This is a genomic window from Rhodococcus sp. 06-235-1A, from assembly GCF_002258785.1.
GTDB lineage: Bacteria > Actinomycetota > Actinomycetes > Mycobacteriales > Mycobacteriaceae > Rhodococcoides.
In genome coordinates, this window is the sequence record NZ_NOYI01000027.1 from 339,586 (window position 1) to 355,194 (window position 15,609).

Consider the following 15,609-nt stretch of genomic DNA (forward strand, 5'->3'; position numbering starts at 1 on the left):
TCGATCAGGTCTCGTCGGCATGGACTGCGATGAGCGCCGCCTGAACTCGGTTCCGAGCCCCGGTCGTCCGCAGGATCGACGTGATGTGGACCTTGACCGTGCCCTCGGCCAGATGTAGTTCGGCGGCGATGTCGGCGTTGGACATGCCCCGGCCGATCAGTTGTATGACGTCCTGTTCGCGGGTGGTGAGTGCACGAAAGGCATTCTGCGCCCGTACTTTGCGATCGAGTCGCACAACCGTCGAGTCGGTGAGAAGTCTTCGGGCCACTGCAGGTGAGAAGTATGCACCTCCCTCAGCCACGGCTCGGACGGCAAGGATCAGCTCACGGGGATCACCGGACTTGAGTACGAACCCGTCGGCTCCACAGTTCATGGCCTCCGACACGTAGTCGTCCTCACCGAATGTCGTCACGATGAGGCACGGCAGGGTCGAGTTGTCCCGTCGCAGTTCGCGGAGAACCTCGAGACCGGAGAGTTCGGGCATTCGGATGTCGAGCACCGCGACATCCAGCAAGCGTGAACGCGTCATGTCCAGCGCCTCGCGTCCGGTGGCAGCCTCGCAGACGACGTTCAGATCCGGTTCGGTACCGAGGATCCCGATGATGCCGGCGCGGACGAGTGGTTCGTCGTCGGCGATCAAGATTCTGATCTGTCCCGATCGGATGTCGTTCACTCCGAGATCTGGCTTACTTCGGACACGGCGTCGCCGCCGTAGCAGACGCGATATCGGCTCCCGGACGAGTCGGCGAATCGATCGGCGGTGACGGCATACACGTGGCACTCACCTGTTCCCCCGGCCTCGCCGGGTAGTTCGTGATCGGGCAAGTAGCCGGCGGTGTCGTCTCGACTGTCACCCACGCCGATCTTTCGAAAGTCGTCCTCCGACAGTACAGCTCGTCGAGTCTCGAGCCAGTTGACGCTCTCCACCGCCGCCAGCAACGACACGGCAACAAGTGCAGCGCCAACGAGCAGCAACCGTCCGCGACGCTGGGCCCGCGTGAGACCGGCGATGTCTTCCTCCGGCGGCATGTCCATCGGGTCCATCGGCGACGGCCGGTGCGGAATCCGAGCACGGAGCTCGAATTCGCCTTCGCTCAGGTCGACTCGTAGGTCGCCTCCGCTACGGCGCAGAAGATCTGCCGTGGATTCGAGTCCGGTGCCTCTACCGAACACAGCGGTAAGCTCGACGGGGTTGCTCACGCGCACAGAAGAATACGCGCCGTCTTCGGTGAGCTGGACGGTGATCGGGAGTCCCGGTGCGTGCTTGCTGGCGTTGGTCAAGGCTTCCTGCAGCACTCGAAACAGTGGGGTGTGAGCCGCTTCCGGCAAGTTCGGCACGTCGATCGTGCTCGTCACCTCGACGTCGACGCCGGATTCACGAGCACGTTGGATCAACGCGTCGACGGTGTCTTGGCGAGGCAGGCCCGGTGCTGCTCCGACGCGCAGCGATTCGACGGAGTCGCCCAGTCGTTCCACTGCACGGGCCAGCTGCTTTCGTGCGGTACCCACCGATTCCTGTGCCGAGGGTGTCAGTGTGGAGTCGAGCTCGAGGCGGCCGAGGTCGAGGGCAACCAGACTCAGGGAATGCCCGAGGTCGTCGTGCAGGGACTCTGCGAGCTCGAGTCGCTCCTTGGCTCGATCCCGTTCCGCAGCAGCGGTTCTGCGCTGGCGTGTGGCAGCCAATTCCTCGACGGCCTGGTTGCGCACCCGCGTGCGGAGCTGCCAGGCGAAGCCGGCCAACCACGGAACTCCCATGCGAAGTGAGGCGTGGAGAATGTCCCGGGGAAGTTCTGTCCACACACTGCCCCAGCCGACCATGACTGCGATCAGAACGAACGACCCCAGAATCCAGGCCACGGCGATGCGTCGGACGGGGTTCGGGCCCAGCCCGATGGTCACTGCGCACGCGGCGACGGCCGCGGCGGTCCATGGGCCGGGACTCGGCACGGACGTGAGCGCGACGAGAGCGATGACCATCAGTGCGGCCGCCGCGCGGCGACGTGTGGACGCATCGACCCTGTTCATATCTCACATCCTCGATGATGGGCGCGTTGTGCGACTAGTACCAGGGTCATAGTCAGGTATCGACTTCGGTCGGATCTGCCCGGCTTCGACCCTTCATAGCGTCCTGAGCATGACTTCGACACGAACGCCGACCATGAACTCCTACTGCGGTTTTGCCCTCGCAACGGCTGTACTTCTCTGTCTGTCCGCGCTGACCTTCCCGATCCGCGAGCCCCTTTTTCGTTCGGTGGTCCGCGTATCGGACGCGGGCGTGCCGCACGCGCTGATCGCGGCAGTGGCCGAGGTCGGATTGCTCGTCTCGGTGGCGTCGGCGATCGTCCTCGCGGCCTGGACCTGGCTGCGGGATCGGGAATCGTTCGGGGTGCTGGTCGCGGGCGGCTGCGGGGTGGTGATCGCCTACCTCGCCAGCGAGGTGGTGAAGGTTCTTGTGGCCCAACCCCGGCCGTGCCGGACTATCGATGCGCCCACCGTCATCGCCTGCCCCGACGTCGATGATTGGTCGTGGCCGTCCAATCACGCCGTGCTCGCAGCAGCTGTGGCGACGGCCTGTGTCCTGGCCGTGCCTCGGAGCGCGTGGGTGGTATGCCCGGCGGCTGTGCTGATCGCCGTCGCACGGGTGTCGGCCGGAGTCCACTATCCGCACGACGTGCTGGCGGGGCTCGGTTTCGGCATCGTCGTCGTGCTGTCGACGGTGCCACTCCTTCGGCGGATGCAACGCGCTCTGTCAATCAAGGTTGACAACAATCGGTCTGTCAACCTACATTGACATCATGACCGAAGCCACTGCACTTGCCGCCGCAGCCGCCAGTCCCGATCCGGGGGAGGGGCTGCGTGCGGTAGCGGCCCTGCGTCGATTGCTGGAGCGGCTCGAGGCCGTTCAGGTTCGCAGTGCCAGAAGTCAGGGATGGTCCTGGCAGGCAATAGCCGATTCGCTGGGAGTCAGCAGGCAGGCCGTCCACAAGAAGCACGGCGGAAAAGGAAGGTAGACAGCCATGTTCGAGCGATTCACCACGTCCGCAAGGGCGGTAGTCGTCGATGCCCAGGGACAAGCGCGGGCACTGCACTCGCCGCGTATCGAGCCCACTCATCTGTTCCTCGGTGCGCTGGCAGTCGCTGAAGAGCCGCTGAAGAACGCGCTCGCCGAGGCCGGATTCACCGTCGATGGTGTACGCGTGGACGCGCAGTCTCAGGATGCGCGTGCGCTGCGTTCACTCGGGATCGACCTGGACGCCGTCCCGACGACCGTCGAGGCCGCCTTGGATCCGCACGCCGTCGACGGGGCTCGATCGGACGGCCTGAATCACATACCGTTCGCGCCGTCGGCCAAGGATGTATTGAAGCTGTCGCTGAAGGAAGCCGTCGAACGACACGATCGCAAGATCGGCGTCGAACATGTTCTTCTCGGTCTGGTTCGAGGTGCCGATCCATGGTTCACCGAACTGGTGCAGCGGCGGAGTTCGCTGGACGAGTTGCGCGCGGCGGTACTGCTCGTTCGGACGCCGTAGCCCCCGGGCGTCTCGGACCCTACGATGACGGCCATGAACTTTCTGATTCGGCTCGTGATCAATGCCGTTGCCATCTGGGTCGCCAAGGAATTCGTCGACGGAATCACCGTCACCAGTTCTGGCCGTGGCGACGGATGGGACATCGTGGTGCTGCTCGGTATCGCGGCTGTGTTGACGATCGTCAATGCGTTCATCAAGCCGATGGTGAAGCTTCTGTCGCTGCCGTTGTTGATTCTGACTCTCGGACTGTTCACTCTCGTGATCAATGCACTGATGCTGCTGTTGACGGGGTGGCTGTCGTCTCAGACCGGCTACGGCCTCGAGATCGTCGGGTTCGCCGCTGCGTTCTGGGGCGCGATCATCATCTCGATCGTGAACTTCCTGCTGGGCGCGTTCGTACCCGACAAGCGCTAGGCGAACGCAAGCGCCACGCCGGTGCTCGCCCCCCAGACGAGCATCGCCAAGCCCGAATCGCGCAGTGCGGGAATCAGTTCGAACCCGTGCGCACCCTTGCGTACCGGGGAGTTCGCGCGGGCGGCGAAGGGAAGTGCGAGCAGGCCGACGAGCGCCCATGGGGTGCGAGCGATCAGAACGACGGTCATCGCGAACGGCACCACCAGTAGTGCGAGATGCAGGTAGCGAGTGCGGGTGTCGCCCAATCGCACTGCGAGCGTGAGCTTTCCGGACTCGGTGTCGGTGGGGATGTCACGGAGGTTGTTGGCGACGAGCACGGCACTCGAGAACGATCCGACGGCCACCGCAGCCAGCACGCCTGCCCAGTCGATCTGCTCGGCCTGCACGAACTGAGTGCCGAGAACTGCCACGAGTCCGAAGAACACGAAGACGGCGATCTCGCCGAAACCGCTGTAGCCGTAGGGTTTCGAGCCGCCGGTGTAGTACCAGGCACCGGCGATGCAGACGAGTCCCACGATGACCAACCACCAGGCACTCGTCGCGGCCAGCGCCAGTCCGGCCACTGCGCCGACCGAGAAGCACGCGATGGCGGCCTTCTTGACCGCGCCTGCGGAGGCCGCTTTCGAGCCGACCAGCCGCAGCGGTCCGACTCGATCGTCGTCGGTGCCGCGGATTCCGTCGGAGTAGTCGTTGGCGAAATTGACGCCGACGATCAGTGCCAGCGAGACGATCAACGCCAGCAGTGCCTTCCACCACACGCCTGCGTCCAGCGACACGGCCGCGCCGGTGCCGACGAGGACGGGAGCGATCGCATTCGGGAGTGTGCGCGGTCGCGCACCTTCGATCCATTGCGCAGTGGTGGCCATGAGCGACGATCTTTCCGTATCTGTTCGACGGGTGAGAACGCGGCCGGTCAGAACGGCAGACGCGGCAATACCGGCAGCGGGATGACCGGCATCTGAACCCCGGGAATCTGCGGCAGCGGCACCGTCGGTGCCGGTGCAGGCACCGGTGGGTAGTAACGCGGCTTGTCCTGCACGTAGGGCGCCGGATCGGCAGCAGCAGGCGGCGGCGCGGAAGTCGTCGTCGGCGGTGGCGGTGGGACGTCGGGAACCGGTGCCGAGGTCGAGGCCGAGGTGGTGGTGGACGCAGGTTTCGAGGTGGACGGAATGCGCTCGCCCACACTGGCGGGGGTGCTCAACGGTTGGTCTCCGTCGCTCGATCCGAGTGCGGTGAACAACCCGATGGCGGCGATGACACCCGCGATGGGGAGCGCGATCATTCCCAGCCGCGTCAGCGCCGGTCGGTGCGAGACGAGGGGCGGCGCGTGGTTCGCGTCCACTTGGGTGGCGTGCACGGCCGCACCGCCGGCGATGACCAGCTCGGGCCGATCCGGGACGATGACCGGCAGCTGCAGGAAGCGTTCGAGGGTGGCCCGGATCAGCGGGACGTTGGATGTTCCGCCGATTGCTATGACGGCGTCGGGATAGAACTCGGCCTCGAGGCCGAGTTGGCGGACCGTCGCGGCGGCCTGCTCGGTGGAGCGCGCGATGGACAACTCGAAGATGTGCCGCTCGAGGAGGATGTGCTCGCCGTCGGGTGTACTGGTGGTCCGGTGCGTGGACAGCGCCTCTTTGACTCCGCGGCAGAAGGCGGTCAGCGCACTCTCCTCGTCGGGAGATTGCGGCGGCCGTACGATGCCCAGGCCGAGGATGTGCTCGCGGACCACGGCGTCGAAGGCCGCACCGCTGATGGCGGTTGTCCGCGTCGACCCGTAGGAGCGACCGGATTCGACGTCCACGATGTCGACTTTGACGCCGGTGTCGCCCGCATCGAACAGGGCGACCGTTCGGTGGTGGGACGCCAACCCGGGGCGTAGGTATTCCAACGCCGCGCCGGTCTCGTCTATCAGGTGCACATCGGAGACGTACTCCTCGGCCAGTGCGGCGGCGATCTCGGTGCGTTCCTCGGGCGCGCGGTAGGCGACGCCGAGCGATTGCGGTGCATCCGGCCGGTCGACGACGCCGCGGACGACGCGAGCCACGTCCTGAGCCGAGGGGGAGAGCTGCCAATCGTCGAACGGGGTGTCGTCGGTCCATGCGCCGTCTTCGGTGGTCCGAGCCGTGCGGATACCGCACGTGCCCAGTGACACACCCACGGACGAACGCATCGCTTCTCCGGCCTCTCCAATTCGATGACGGTGTTCAGGTACTCCGACAACGCGCCCTCACTACAGGCGACGAGGACACTGTACCGTCTCGCGGTTTGGTTAGAGGCTCGAAACAATCCGAACGTCAGGTCGAGACTGTTCGTGCCGACGCCTACGATCTGATGTCAGTGCCTACCGACATCGCGGATTCGCAGACGATTCACCTCACGGCCGAACTTCCGGTGGTGGGGATCCTCGGCGTCGTGACGACCGTGATCGACGGCAGTCCCGTGCCGGTTTCCGGTACACGTGCGCAGGCCCTGCTGGTGGCGTTGGCGCTGGATCCGGGGCGGTCGCGGTCCTCGCAGGCGCTCATCGAGGAGGTGTGGCCCGGCGAGCCTCCGCGATCACCGAAGAATGCTCTGCAGACACAGATTTCTCGGCTGCGATCGGCGCTGCCCAGCGGCGCTATCGAGAGCGGACCCGGGGGATATCGGTTGGTTCTGAGTACCGAGGACATCGATCTCGGTCGGGCCCGTGCTCTGCTCCGCGGCGCGGAGGGCTGCCTCGCTCAGGAGCAGTTCCAGGATGCACTCGACCTGGTGGTCGAAGCCCTCGGTTTGTGGCGAGGTCAGCCCATCGACTCCGTTCGGGTCGAGGCCGACGCGGTTGGGATGGCTCTGAAGTCACTTCGGGTCGCGGCCCTCCTCGGTCTGAGAAGATTCGGCGACGCCCTGCCGTATGCGCAGGCCCTCGCGGCCGAAGATACAGCCGACGAGCGCGCTGCCGCCGACCTCATGCGCGCGCTGCACGGTGTCGGCCGACCCAACGACGCGCTGACGGTGTTCGCGGAATTGCGCAACGATCTCGCCCAGCGGTTGGGAACGGATCCTTCGCCCGCGACGACTGCACTGAACGCCGAAATTCTCGGTCACGACGCTCCGAAGGTGCTGCGGACCATCGGTCTTCGTGCCGCGCCCAATGCCTTGATCGGTCGAGGCGACGACATCGATGCGATCGAGGAACTGCTGCACACCTCTCGCGTCACCACCGTCCTCGGTCCTGGCGGCGCGGGCAAGACACGCATCGCACATGCCCTCGGCCATCGAGCTGCCGATTCGATGCCGGTGGCGTTCGTGGAGTTGGCATCGCTGCGCAGTGGCGAGGACGTCGCCTCGGCGATCGGAGCCACCCTCGGATTGACCGAGGCGGATTTCACCGTAGGCAGTCTTCAGGTCGCCCGGGTGCACTCGATTCACGAGCGTTTGGTCGACGTCTTCTCGACCCGCCGAGGTTTGTTGATCCTCGACAACTGCGAGCACGTGATCGACGAGGTGGCGGCAGTCGTGGACGCGCTGGTGGCTGCGACGGATCTGGTGACGGTATTGGCGACCTCCCGTTCGCCGATGGGGTCGACGGCCGAATCGGTGTTCCCGCTGCCCTCGCTCGGCATCCTCGGCCCGAATTCGCCTGCAACAGAGCTTTTCTGCATCAGAGCTCGTGCAGTTCGCCCGTCCGTGCGACTCGATCCCGACGCAGTTGCGGCTCTGTGCCGCACCCTGGACGGCCTGCCCTTGGCCATCGAGTTGGCTGCAGCGCGAGTGAAGTCGATGAGTGTGGAGGACATCGGTACTCGGCTGCACAAACGATTCGCGCTGCTTCGATCGACGGACCGAACCCGTCCGGAACGCCATCGAACCTTGCACGCGGTCATCGACTGGAGTTGGAATCTGCTCGACGGTACAGAGCAGGCAACTCTTCGCCGGCTCTGTCGCTTTCCTGCGGGCTTCGATCTCGACGCGGCGCGAACGGTGGCGGAATGGTCCGAGGTCGAGGATGTGTCGTTCGCGCTCGACGGTCTGGTGAACCAGTCCATGCTCACCGTTGCCGAGACTTCTACGGGCGTGCGGTACCACATGCTCGAGACCGTGCGCGAGTACGGCGAGGAGCAGCTGGACGCGAGTGGGGAGGAAGAGCAGGTCGCACTACGGATGCGGGCCTGGTCGAGTGCGGTGTCGACGATGATATCCGCGGGCTATGCCGGTGGGCGTCCGGCAGAGATGGTTCTACTGCTCGAGGCGGAGCACGACAACCTGCTCTCCATCATGAGACATTCTTTCGCGCATGATGTTTCGGAACACGTCTGCACTCTCTTCTCGGTACTGGGCTACTTCTGGGCCATGCGCGGCGCGCATTCCGAGGTGCTGAACTGGGCCGACAGGGTGCAGAGCAGTATCCGCCGCGGGATCGCAGAGACACCCGACGACAACGCCGTCATGTGCATGCTGGTTCTGGCGGCGCATTTCGCCTACGGACGACAACTGCGTCGGGTAGCTCGAGTCCGAGTCGATCTTCGAAATCTGTTGCGCCACAGAACCGACATCTCACCGGGATTGCGGTTCAACGCCGAGGTGCTCGTTCACCACATCGGGGGTCGGGGGTTGGCCCGAAAGCTGGCTCTCGCCACTCGCTCCGAGTACGAGGATGTTCGCTGCAACGCGTACGTCGTTCGCGCGATGCTTGCTCAGAATTCGGGACGATTGCACGAATCGATTCGAGACGGTGAGCGCGCTCTCGCCATCGCGCGTAGTCGGGGTGATCTGTGGGCTGTGGGGTCCACCTCGCAAACACTCGCCAGCTCCTACGGTCTGGCAGGTGATCAAGCCACGGCCGCCGAGTACTACCGAACCTCCGCCGATGTCATGTGGACGATGCATGCCTACGAGGAGAGCATGCAAACCCGAACCTTCCTGGCAATGGCGTTGATCGGCTCGGGTCGGGTGGACGAGGGGCGGGCGCTGGTGGAGGAATTGGTTTCGGGAGGTATGGCGCAGGACTGGAGCCCGGGGAATTCCGGTGAGGTCGCTGATCGGGGGCCTGCCCACGATTCGGGCGCTCGGTGGGATCGTGCACAGCAGCAGTCGACGTCCGCGTCGCTGACCGCTGCACGGGCGGCGGCGGATGTGGAAGACGGTCACGTCGAACGAGGTTTGACACGATTTCGAGAAGCACTGGCGGTCGGGGGCTGGCCGTCGCAGGACGCGAGCGATCCGTTCATGACGATTCTGGTGTGCGCGGCTGTCGGAGCGCATGTATTGCACGGTCGTGCAAGGGATATGCGCGAAGCGGTGGGAGAGCTGGTGCGTACGCCCTGGAATGCGTTGGTGCCGAGGGGGTTCTACGACATCCCCATGCTCGGAGCGGTTGCGTGCGCGGTGGGTTCGTTCGAGGTCCAGTGCGGGGACAGCGAACGTGGAGTTCGGTTGCTGGCCGCGTCGCACCGGGCGGTGGCTCGCCAGGATTTTCCGTCGATGCGCATCGATCGGCACGTGACCGCAGCCCGCGCGATTGTCGGTGACCCTACGGTCGATGCCGGTATCGCGCGGGCTGCTGGTATCACCAGACATGCTGCACTGCAGGAGATCTTGGGTTTGCTACCCGTGTCCTAGGCCTTGCGCATGTACGACTTGACGGTCAGTGGGGCGAAGATGGCGACGATCACCACGGCTCCGACGAGTGAGTACACGACGTGAATACCGAAGTGTCCGTTGTTCGCCAGCTCTCGGACCGCCGTCACCAGGTGTGAGACGGGGTTGACATCGGCGAATGCCTGCAGCCAGTTGGGCATCGTGCTGGTGTCGACGAAGGCGTTGGACAGGAAGGTCAGCGGGAACAGCACCAGCATCGAGATGCCCTGGACCGAGGAGGCTTTGCTCATCAGGGTGCCCAGCAGGGCGAAGATCCAGCTGATCGCCCAGGCGCAGAACATCACCAGCAGGACGGCTCCGGCGAGGCCGAGTGCGCCACCTGCCGGGTGGTAGCCCATCGCGAACCCGGTGAGGAAACAGACGACCGCGGCGATCAGATAGCGGATGACGTCGGCCATCAATGCTCCTGCAAGCGGGGAGATTCGGGCGATCGGGAGAGACCGGAATCGGTCGAAGACACCCTTGTCCATGTCTTCTCGCAGCTGGGTTCCGGTGACGACGGAACCGGTGATCACCGTTTGCACCAGGATTCCGGGCACGATCATCGGCAGGTAGGACGTGACGTCGCCGGCGACCGCGCCGCCGAAGATGTAGCTGAACATCAGGGTGAAGATCACCGGTAGCAGCACCACATCGGTGAGTTGTTCGGGATTGTGTCGGAGTTTGAGCAGCCCGCGATATCCCATGGTGGCCGACTGGGCGGCGGTGCGGGCCAGGCCGATGTGTCGGACGACCGGACGGTCGGCGGGGCCGATGTACGTCGACGATTGCGGAGTGAGAGTAGTGGTCATGCTGCGTCCTCGTCTGTGCTCTTGCCGGTGAGGGTCAGGAAGACCTCGTCCAGGCTGGGTTTCGTGACGGTGATTTCGCTGACGTCGATGCCGAAGTCGCGCAGGCGAATCAAGATGTCGGGGGTCAGCGATGTGTCGGTCATGGGTGCAGTCAGACGGGCGGACTCGGGGCTGACCGACACGTCTGTGCCGAGTTGCTTCGCGACCAGAGCTCGGGCGTCGTCGATCTGGTGTCGGTCCGTGAGCGTCAGTGACAGCGCCGAGGTGCCTACCGAGGACTTGAGCCCGTCGGCGGTGTTCTCGGCGATCACGCGGCCGTGATCGATGACGGCGATACGATCGCACAGCTGGTCGGCCTCGTCGAGGTACTGAGTGGTCAGTAGAACGGTCGAGCCCGCCGCGACGAGCCGACGGATGGTGTCCCACATCTGGGCTCGGGTTCGGGGATCGAGACCGGTGGTCGGCTCGTCGAGGAACAGCAACGGCGGTGCCGAGATCAGGCTTGCTGCCAGATCGAGGCGTCGACGCATTCCACCGGAGAACAACTTCAACGGTCGCGACGCTGCGTCCGTCAATCCGAATTCTTCGAGGAGTTCGACGGCCTTGGCTTTGCTGTCGCGTCGACTCAGGCCGAGGAGTCGGGAGAAGACAACCAGATTCTCGGTTGCGGTGAGATCCTCGTCCACCGATGCGTACTGGCCGGTGACGCCGACGAGCGACCGGACCGCGGTGGCGTCGGCGACGACGTCTCGGCCGAAAACTCGGGCCGAGCCGCCGTCGGGTCGAAGGAGGGTGGCGAGCATGCGGACCGTTGTGGTCTTGCCTGCGCCGTTGGGACCGAGGACGCCGTAGACCGCCCCGGTGGGGACGGTCAGGCTGACGCCGTCGACCGCGCGCTGCTTGCCGAATGTCTTGACGAGGCCGTCGGCCTCGATAGCTGGTGTGGTCATGGGACAACGATCGCCCCGACCGCTTGCACGACGCGTACGTCGTGCTTGCGTCCGCTGTCCGGCCAGGTCAGAGCGGGAGCGAGGTCTCCGTGATGCCGACGCCGCCGGTTCCGCGCAGCTTTCTGAACCATTCGGTTCCGAACGCGGTGGTGAGGTCCTCGATCGACATCTGCAGAAACGGTCCGAAGTCTCCGACCTGGGTTTCGTGGGCTTCCATCGCGGCTCGTTTGGCGGCGATCACGCTGGAGACGTCGACGACCGTCGTGATCTCGGTTTCCGGCAGCCCGAACGTTTCCATGTCCGGCGGTGACGCCTCCTCACCCCAGTGGGGATTTGCCTCCATCAGTCGGCGCATGTGATCGCGGTTGGTCGTGGTTTCGTACACGTTCCTGGTCTCCGCGATCTCGGTGGCGCGCTTGCCGACCACGTGCACCTGAATGTGGTCGGGGTGGCCGTATCCACCGTTCGGGTCGTAGATCGTCACGACGTCTGCTTGCTCTTCGAGCAGTACATCGGCCAATCGCTGTGCCGCGGTGTCGACGTCGACATTGCAGAACGCGTCGGGATTGGCGTTCTCCGGAGTACCTGCCATGCCGGAATCGGCGTAGTGCAACCGGACGATGCGGGCGACCCCGAGGGCGGCTGCCGATCGATCCAGCTCGATGCGTCGGCGCTCGGCGAGCGTCTCGCCGTCCGTGAGAATTCCGTCGGGGTACTCGCCGAGGGCACCGTCGGTGGCGGTGACCAGGACGACGCGATGGCCGGCATCGGCAGCCAGACGCATCACCCCGCCGGTGCCGAACACTTCGTCGTCGGGATGCGCGTGGAAGCAGACCAGAACACTCATGCGTTGAATGCTTGCACGTCGAAGCGGGTGCGGCCCAGTCGGCGGGCCAATACGATCGTCGGGTGACCACACAGCGGTCGGCCTCGATACGTTCGTATTGGCGGGATTCACGAGCGGATCGATACTGCCGCGCATTGCATCCTGTCGGCATCTTCTTCGCTCTCGTGTTCTACGCGCTGTCGATGACTCCGTCTTTGCTGCCCCGCGTGTGGTACCTGCAAGCGGTGGCCACCGGAATCAGCGTTGCGATCGGTTACGGCGTCGGCTGCCTCGTTGCCTGGGTGGTTCGACTCTGCGGGGTGTCTCCGGACTGGTCCGAGCAGTGGCGTCGGCGCGGGTGGTGGGCGTTGGCCGTTGCTGCGGCGGTGGTGATTCCGCTGTTCCTGATCCTCGGTTCGTGGTGGCAGCAGATCGTGCGCAAGCTCGTCGGCGTGGAAGACCCCGGCCGGCCGTTGTACATCGCGGTGCTGGTGCTCGCTCTGGTGGTGGCCGCGGCCGTGCTCGCGCTGGGCCGTCTGCTGCGGCGACTGTCTCAGGCGTTGACGCGATGGGGCAAGCAGTACGTGCCGAAGCCGGTCGCGAGGATCGCCAGCGTGATCGTCGTGGCCCTGCTGGTGGTCTTCGCCGTCAACGGCGCGCTGATTCGCGGAATTGTGGCGGTCGCGGAGAAGTCCGCCTCGACTGCCGATCGCGGCAACCACGAGGGCGTGGAGAAGCCCACCGTGGCCGAACTGTCGGGGTCGGACGCCTCGAACGAGAAGTGGGAATCACTGGGGCAGGAGGGCCGACGCTTCGTCGTGTCCGGGGCGACGCCGGACGAGATAAGCGACTTCACCGGACGGCCTGCGGTGCAGCCGATCCGCGCCTACGCAGGAGTGGAGTCCGCGGATACGGTCGAGGGCGTCGCCGAGCGGGTGGTCGCAGAACTCGAACGCACCGGCGCGTTCTCCCGCGCAGTACTCGGCGTCGCGACGACCACCGGACGCGGGTGGGTGAACGAAAGTGTCGCTCGCCCTCTGGAATACCTGTACGACGGCAACTCGGCGATCGCGTCGATGCAGTACTCGTTCCTGCCGAGCCCGATGGCGTTTCTGGCCGACCGGCAGACTCCTCAGGACGCCGGCCGGGCATTGTTCGAGGCGATCTACGCGGTGTGGAGCGAACTCCCGGACAATTCACGACCCAAGTTGGTGCTGTTCGGCGAGAGCCTCGGTGCCTACGGCGGGCAGGATGCATTCAGCGGTGCACAGGACATGATTGCGCGCATCGACGGTGCCCTGTGGGTCGGCAACCCGAATTTCACCCCGCAGTGGGCGCGCATCACCGGTGGACGCGACGCCGGTTCCCGCGAGATCCTGCCGGTCGTCGACGGCGGCGAACACGTCCGTTTCGCTGGGTCCTCCGGTGATCTCGACATCGGCGGGCCGTGGGAAGAGCCGCGAATCGTGTACTGGCAGCACGCGTCCGACCCGATCGTGTGGTGGTCACCCGACCTGATTCTGGGCCGACCCGACTGGCTGAACGAACCCCGCGGCACCGACGTCGACCCCGGAGTGCAGTGGTTCCCGTTCGTGACCTTCTGGCAGTTGACCTTCGATCAGGTGTTCTCCACCGACGTCGACGACGGGCACGGACACAGCTACGGGGCCGACGCCGTACGTATGTGGGCCGACATCCTCGAGCCCGCCAATTGGTCCGACGCCGATGTGGAGCGGTTGTACGAGCAGATGGCGGGCTGAGGCGTCGCCGGCTCGGGTGCGCGGTCGACCACCTCCGCCGCAAACGCGCGCGCATTTGCCGGACGCGCGCAGGTTCGCTATCTGTTCGGCGACTACTTCGCGCGCACCTGACGAATGCGCACGCGTTTGTGCGTGAGACAGTGCATCATGCCGCCCAACCATGAGGATTTACCCTGTGCAGGTACTGGCTTGTCGACAGTTCTCGCGCTCGAACGAGAGCTGCAGACTGCGGAATGTCGACGTGACCGCGCCCGGCTGGCCCGCCTGCTCGCCGACGACTTCACCGAGGTCGGAGCCTCGGGTGCGGTGTGGGACAAGTCATCCATACTCGACATGCTCGGAAACGAAAACCCGGTGGACATCGAGGTGATCGAACTGAGTGGGAGAGAAATCAGTGTCGAATTCGTTCTGGTGCACTGGATTTCGCGGACCCTGACTATGCGTGCTCGCCGAACCTCACTGTGGCGACGCACGGAAACCGGATGGGAATCGGTCCACCATCAAGGCACGCCGCTCGGGTGATCGGCCAACCGGGGAACAGAAGTCGGCAGCCCGCTCAGCGCTTCGCCAGCATCGTTCGCAACTCCGCTCGATTCAGTTTTCCCGGACCCCGTGTCGGCAGTGAGTCGACCAGGAACAACTCTCGCGGTGCCGCGGTGATGTCCAGAGAAGCGGAAACGTGAGAGCGCAACTCCGCCAACGTCACTGGACCGGAAGCGACTACGGCCACCACGATCTTCTGGCCCAGTCGCTCGTCCGGCAATCCCACGACTGCGCATTCGAGTACTGCGGGATGCGTGATCAGTGCGGCTTCGACCACCTGCGGCACGACGGTCAAGCCGCCGGTCGAGATGGCCTCGTCCAGTCGCCCCGAGATGCTCAGCACTCCGTCGGTCACGGTTCCGGCATCGTCGGTGCGGAACCATCCCGGCTCGGCGAATGCCGGATGATCGGGCAGTCCGCGATACCCCGACGCCAGGGTTCTTCCGCCGAGTACGACCCTGCCCTCGTCGATGCGAATCACCGTGTCGTGCAGAGGAACTCCGTCGTACACGCAGCCACCGGCGGTTTCGCTCATGCCGTAGGTCCGCACCAGGCGGATTCCCGCCGCATGTGCTTTCTCCCGCAACGGAATCGGCGTCGCGGCCCCGCCGAGCAACACCGCGTCCAGTGACGCCAGGGCCGCCACCGCCTCGGGGTTCTCGAATGCCTTCACCAATTGTCCTGGCACCAGCGAGGTGTAGCGCAGTGGACCAGACATGCGGCCGACGGCGTCGATCAACGCTGCGGGGTCGAAGCCGTCCGACACGTCCATGATGACCGGCGATGTCCCGGCGAGCACGCTGCGCAGCAGCACCTGCATTCCGGCGATGTGATGCGCAGGTAGGGCCAGCAGCCACGAGCCCGGCCCGCCGAGTCGCTCCTCGGTTGCGGTCGCGGAGGCCACCAACGCGGACGCGGACAGCATGGCACCCTTGGGGATTCCCGTCGTACCGGAGGTCGCGACGACCAGGGCGACGCCGTCGTCGATGGGGGTTCCCGGTGCCAATGCGTCATGCAGGCGCTCGGTCTCGCGCGCATCGTTCGCGGGCACGGGAAGCATGGCCGGTCCGTCGCCGGCCAGGACGCGACTCAGCCGCGGCAGGAGATCTGCCGCGGCTGGTCCGGTGGGAACGGGAACGCTTTCGAGCACGATTGCGA

14 protein-coding genes and 1 pseudogene are annotated in these 15,609 nt (G+C 65.3%); 7 read left to right on the forward strand and 8 right to left on the reverse strand.

Annotation, left to right across the window (positions count from 1 at the left end; all coding sequences use genetic code 11):
* Positions 1–4: 4 nt before the first annotated feature.
* The gene (locus CH275_RS25305) at positions 5–673 is read right to left on the reverse strand and encodes a response regulator (protein ID WP_256991207.1); all 669 of its coding nucleotides are present in this window, start codon (positions 671–673) and stop codon (positions 5–7) included.
* A complete protein-coding gene (locus CH275_RS25310; protein WP_094680883.1) occupies positions 670–2,025 on the reverse strand; it encodes a sensor histidine kinase in 1,356 nt (451 codons plus the stop codon). Before CH275_RS25310 ends, CH275_RS25305 begins: the two co-directional genes overlap by 4 nt.
* 109 nt (positions 2,026–2,134) lie before the next feature.
* Between CH275_RS25310 and CH275_RS25315 the strand changes: the two genes are divergently transcribed.
* From CH275_RS25315 to CH275_RS25330, 4 genes are read left to right on the forward strand one after another with little or no spacing between them, the layout of a single operon-like run.
* A complete protein-coding gene (locus CH275_RS25315) occupies positions 2,135–2,791 on the forward strand; it encodes a phosphatase PAP2 family protein (protein ID WP_256991208.1) in 657 nt (218 codons plus the stop codon).
* A 4-nt stretch (positions 2,792–2,795) separates the two neighbouring features.
* Complete coding sequence (locus CH275_RS25320; protein WP_094680884.1) at positions 2,796–3,011, forward strand: helix-turn-helix domain-containing protein; 216 nt, start codon at positions 2,796–2,798, stop codon at positions 3,009–3,011.
* A 6-nt stretch (positions 3,012–3,017) separates the two neighbouring features.
* Complete coding sequence (locus CH275_RS25325) at positions 3,018–3,530, forward strand: Clp protease N-terminal domain-containing protein (protein WP_094680885.1); 513 nt, start codon at positions 3,018–3,020, stop codon at positions 3,528–3,530.
* Positions 3,531–3,563: 33 nt separating this feature from the next.
* Complete coding sequence (locus tag CH275_RS25330) at positions 3,564–3,944, forward strand: phage holin family protein (protein WP_032380413.1); 381 nt, start codon at positions 3,564–3,566, stop codon at positions 3,942–3,944.
* On the opposite strand, the gene CH275_RS25335 is transcribed toward CH275_RS25330, so the two are convergent.
* Both CH275_RS25335 and CH275_RS25340 read right to left on the reverse strand, forming a co-directional pair.
* Entirely contained in the window at positions 3,941–4,810 is an 870-nt protein-coding gene (locus CH275_RS25335; RefSeq protein WP_094680886.1) for a 1,4-dihydroxy-2-naphthoate polyprenyltransferase, read from the reverse strand. The two genes, CH275_RS25330 and CH275_RS25335, sit on opposite strands and share 4 nt — an antisense overlap.
* A gap of 47 nt (positions 4,811–4,857) precedes the next feature.
* The gene (locus CH275_RS25340) at positions 4,858–6,114 is read right to left on the reverse strand and encodes an Hsp70 family protein (protein ID WP_094680887.1); all 1,257 of its coding nucleotides are present in this window, start codon (positions 6,112–6,114) and stop codon (positions 4,858–4,860) included.
* Positions 6,115–6,275: 161 nt separating this feature from the next.
* Here CH275_RS25340 and CH275_RS25345 point away from each other — a divergent pair, with 161 nt between their 5' ends.
* Positions 6,276–9,542, forward strand: a complete 3,267-nt coding sequence (locus CH275_RS25345) for a BTAD domain-containing putative transcriptional regulator (RefSeq protein WP_094680888.1) — start codon at positions 6,276–6,278, stop codon at positions 9,540–9,542.
* On the opposite strand, the gene CH275_RS25350 is transcribed toward CH275_RS25345, so the two are convergent.
* The 3 genes and pseudogenes from CH275_RS25350 to CH275_RS25360 all read right to left on the reverse strand — a co-directional run bounded on the left by CH275_RS25350 (position 9,539) and on the right by CH275_RS25360 (position 12,169).
* Positions 9,539–10,372, reverse strand: a complete 834-nt coding sequence (locus CH275_RS25350; RefSeq protein WP_094680889.1) for an ABC transporter permease — start codon at positions 10,370–10,372, stop codon at positions 9,539–9,541. The genes CH275_RS25345 and CH275_RS25350 overlap by 4 nt on opposite strands.
* Positions 10,369–11,265 (reverse strand): annotated as a pseudogene (locus tag CH275_RS25355) (ATP-binding cassette domain-containing protein); the annotation flags it as partial. The gene CH275_RS25350 and the pseudogene CH275_RS25355, both read right to left, overlap by 4 nt.
* 124 nt (positions 11,266–11,389) lie before the next feature.
* Complete coding sequence (locus CH275_RS25360; RefSeq protein WP_094680891.1) at positions 11,390–12,169, reverse strand: PIG-L family deacetylase; 780 nt, start codon at positions 12,167–12,169, stop codon at positions 11,390–11,392.
* A gap of 86 nt (positions 12,170–12,255) precedes the next feature.
* Between CH275_RS25360 and CH275_RS25365 the strand changes: the two genes are divergently transcribed.
* Together CH275_RS25365 and CH275_RS25370 are read left to right on the forward strand one after the other, a co-directional pair.
* Positions 12,256–13,908 carry an alpha/beta hydrolase gene (locus tag CH275_RS25365; protein ID WP_373453746.1) on the forward strand — a complete coding sequence of 551 codons (1,653 nt, stop codon included), beginning with the start codon at positions 12,256–12,258 and terminating at the stop codon, positions 13,906–13,908.
* Between the two features lie 189 nt (positions 13,909–14,097).
* Entirely contained in the window at positions 14,098–14,430 is a 333-nt protein-coding gene (locus CH275_RS25370) for a DUF4440 domain-containing protein (protein ID WP_256991210.1), read from the forward strand.
* A gap of 34 nt (positions 14,431–14,464) precedes the next feature.
* On the opposite strand, the gene menE is transcribed toward CH275_RS25370, so the two are convergent.
* Complete coding sequence (gene menE / locus CH275_RS25375; RefSeq protein WP_094680893.1) at positions 14,465–15,601, reverse strand: o-succinylbenzoate--CoA ligase; 1,137 nt, start codon at positions 15,599–15,601, stop codon at positions 14,465–14,467.
* Between the last annotated feature and the right edge of the window lie 8 nt (positions 15,602–15,609).

What these genes read in the sequence shown, in the direction of transcription:
- CH275_RS25310 (WP_094680883.1), bottom strand. Translation starts at nt 2,025, where the DNA reads ATGAACAGGGTCGATGCGTCCACACGTCGCCGCGCGGCGGCCGCACTG.
- CH275_RS25315 (WP_256991208.1), top strand. Translation starts at nt 2,135, where the DNA reads ATGACTTCGACACGAACGCCGACCATGAACTCCTACTGCGGTTTTGCC.
- CH275_RS25320 (WP_094680884.1), top strand. Translation starts at nt 2,796, where the DNA reads ATGACCGAAGCCACTGCACTTGCCGCCGCAGCCGCCAGTCCCGATCCG.
- CH275_RS25325 (WP_094680885.1), top strand. Translation starts at nt 3,018, where the DNA reads ATGTTCGAGCGATTCACCACGTCCGCAAGGGCGGTAGTCGTCGATGCC.
- CH275_RS25330 (WP_032380413.1), top strand. Translation starts at nt 3,564, where the DNA reads ATGAACTTTCTGATTCGGCTCGTGATCAATGCCGTTGCCATCTGGGTC.
- CH275_RS25335 (WP_094680886.1), bottom strand. Translation starts at nt 4,810, where the DNA reads ATGGCCACCACTGCGCAATGGATCGAAGGTGCGCGACCGCGCACACTC.
- CH275_RS25340 (WP_094680887.1), bottom strand. Translation starts at nt 6,114, where the DNA reads ATGCGTTCGTCCGTGGGTGTGTCACTGGGCACGTGCGGTATCCGCACG.
- CH275_RS25345 (WP_094680888.1), top strand. Translation starts at nt 6,276, where the DNA reads ATGTCAGTGCCTACCGACATCGCGGATTCGCAGACGATTCACCTCACG.
- CH275_RS25350 (WP_094680889.1), bottom strand. Translation starts at nt 10,372, where the DNA reads ATGACCACTACTCTCACTCCGCAATCGTCGACGTACATCGGCCCCGCC.
- CH275_RS25360 (WP_094680891.1), bottom strand. Translation starts at nt 12,169, where the DNA reads ATGAGTGTTCTGGTCTGCTTCCACGCGCATCCCGACGACGAAGTGTTC.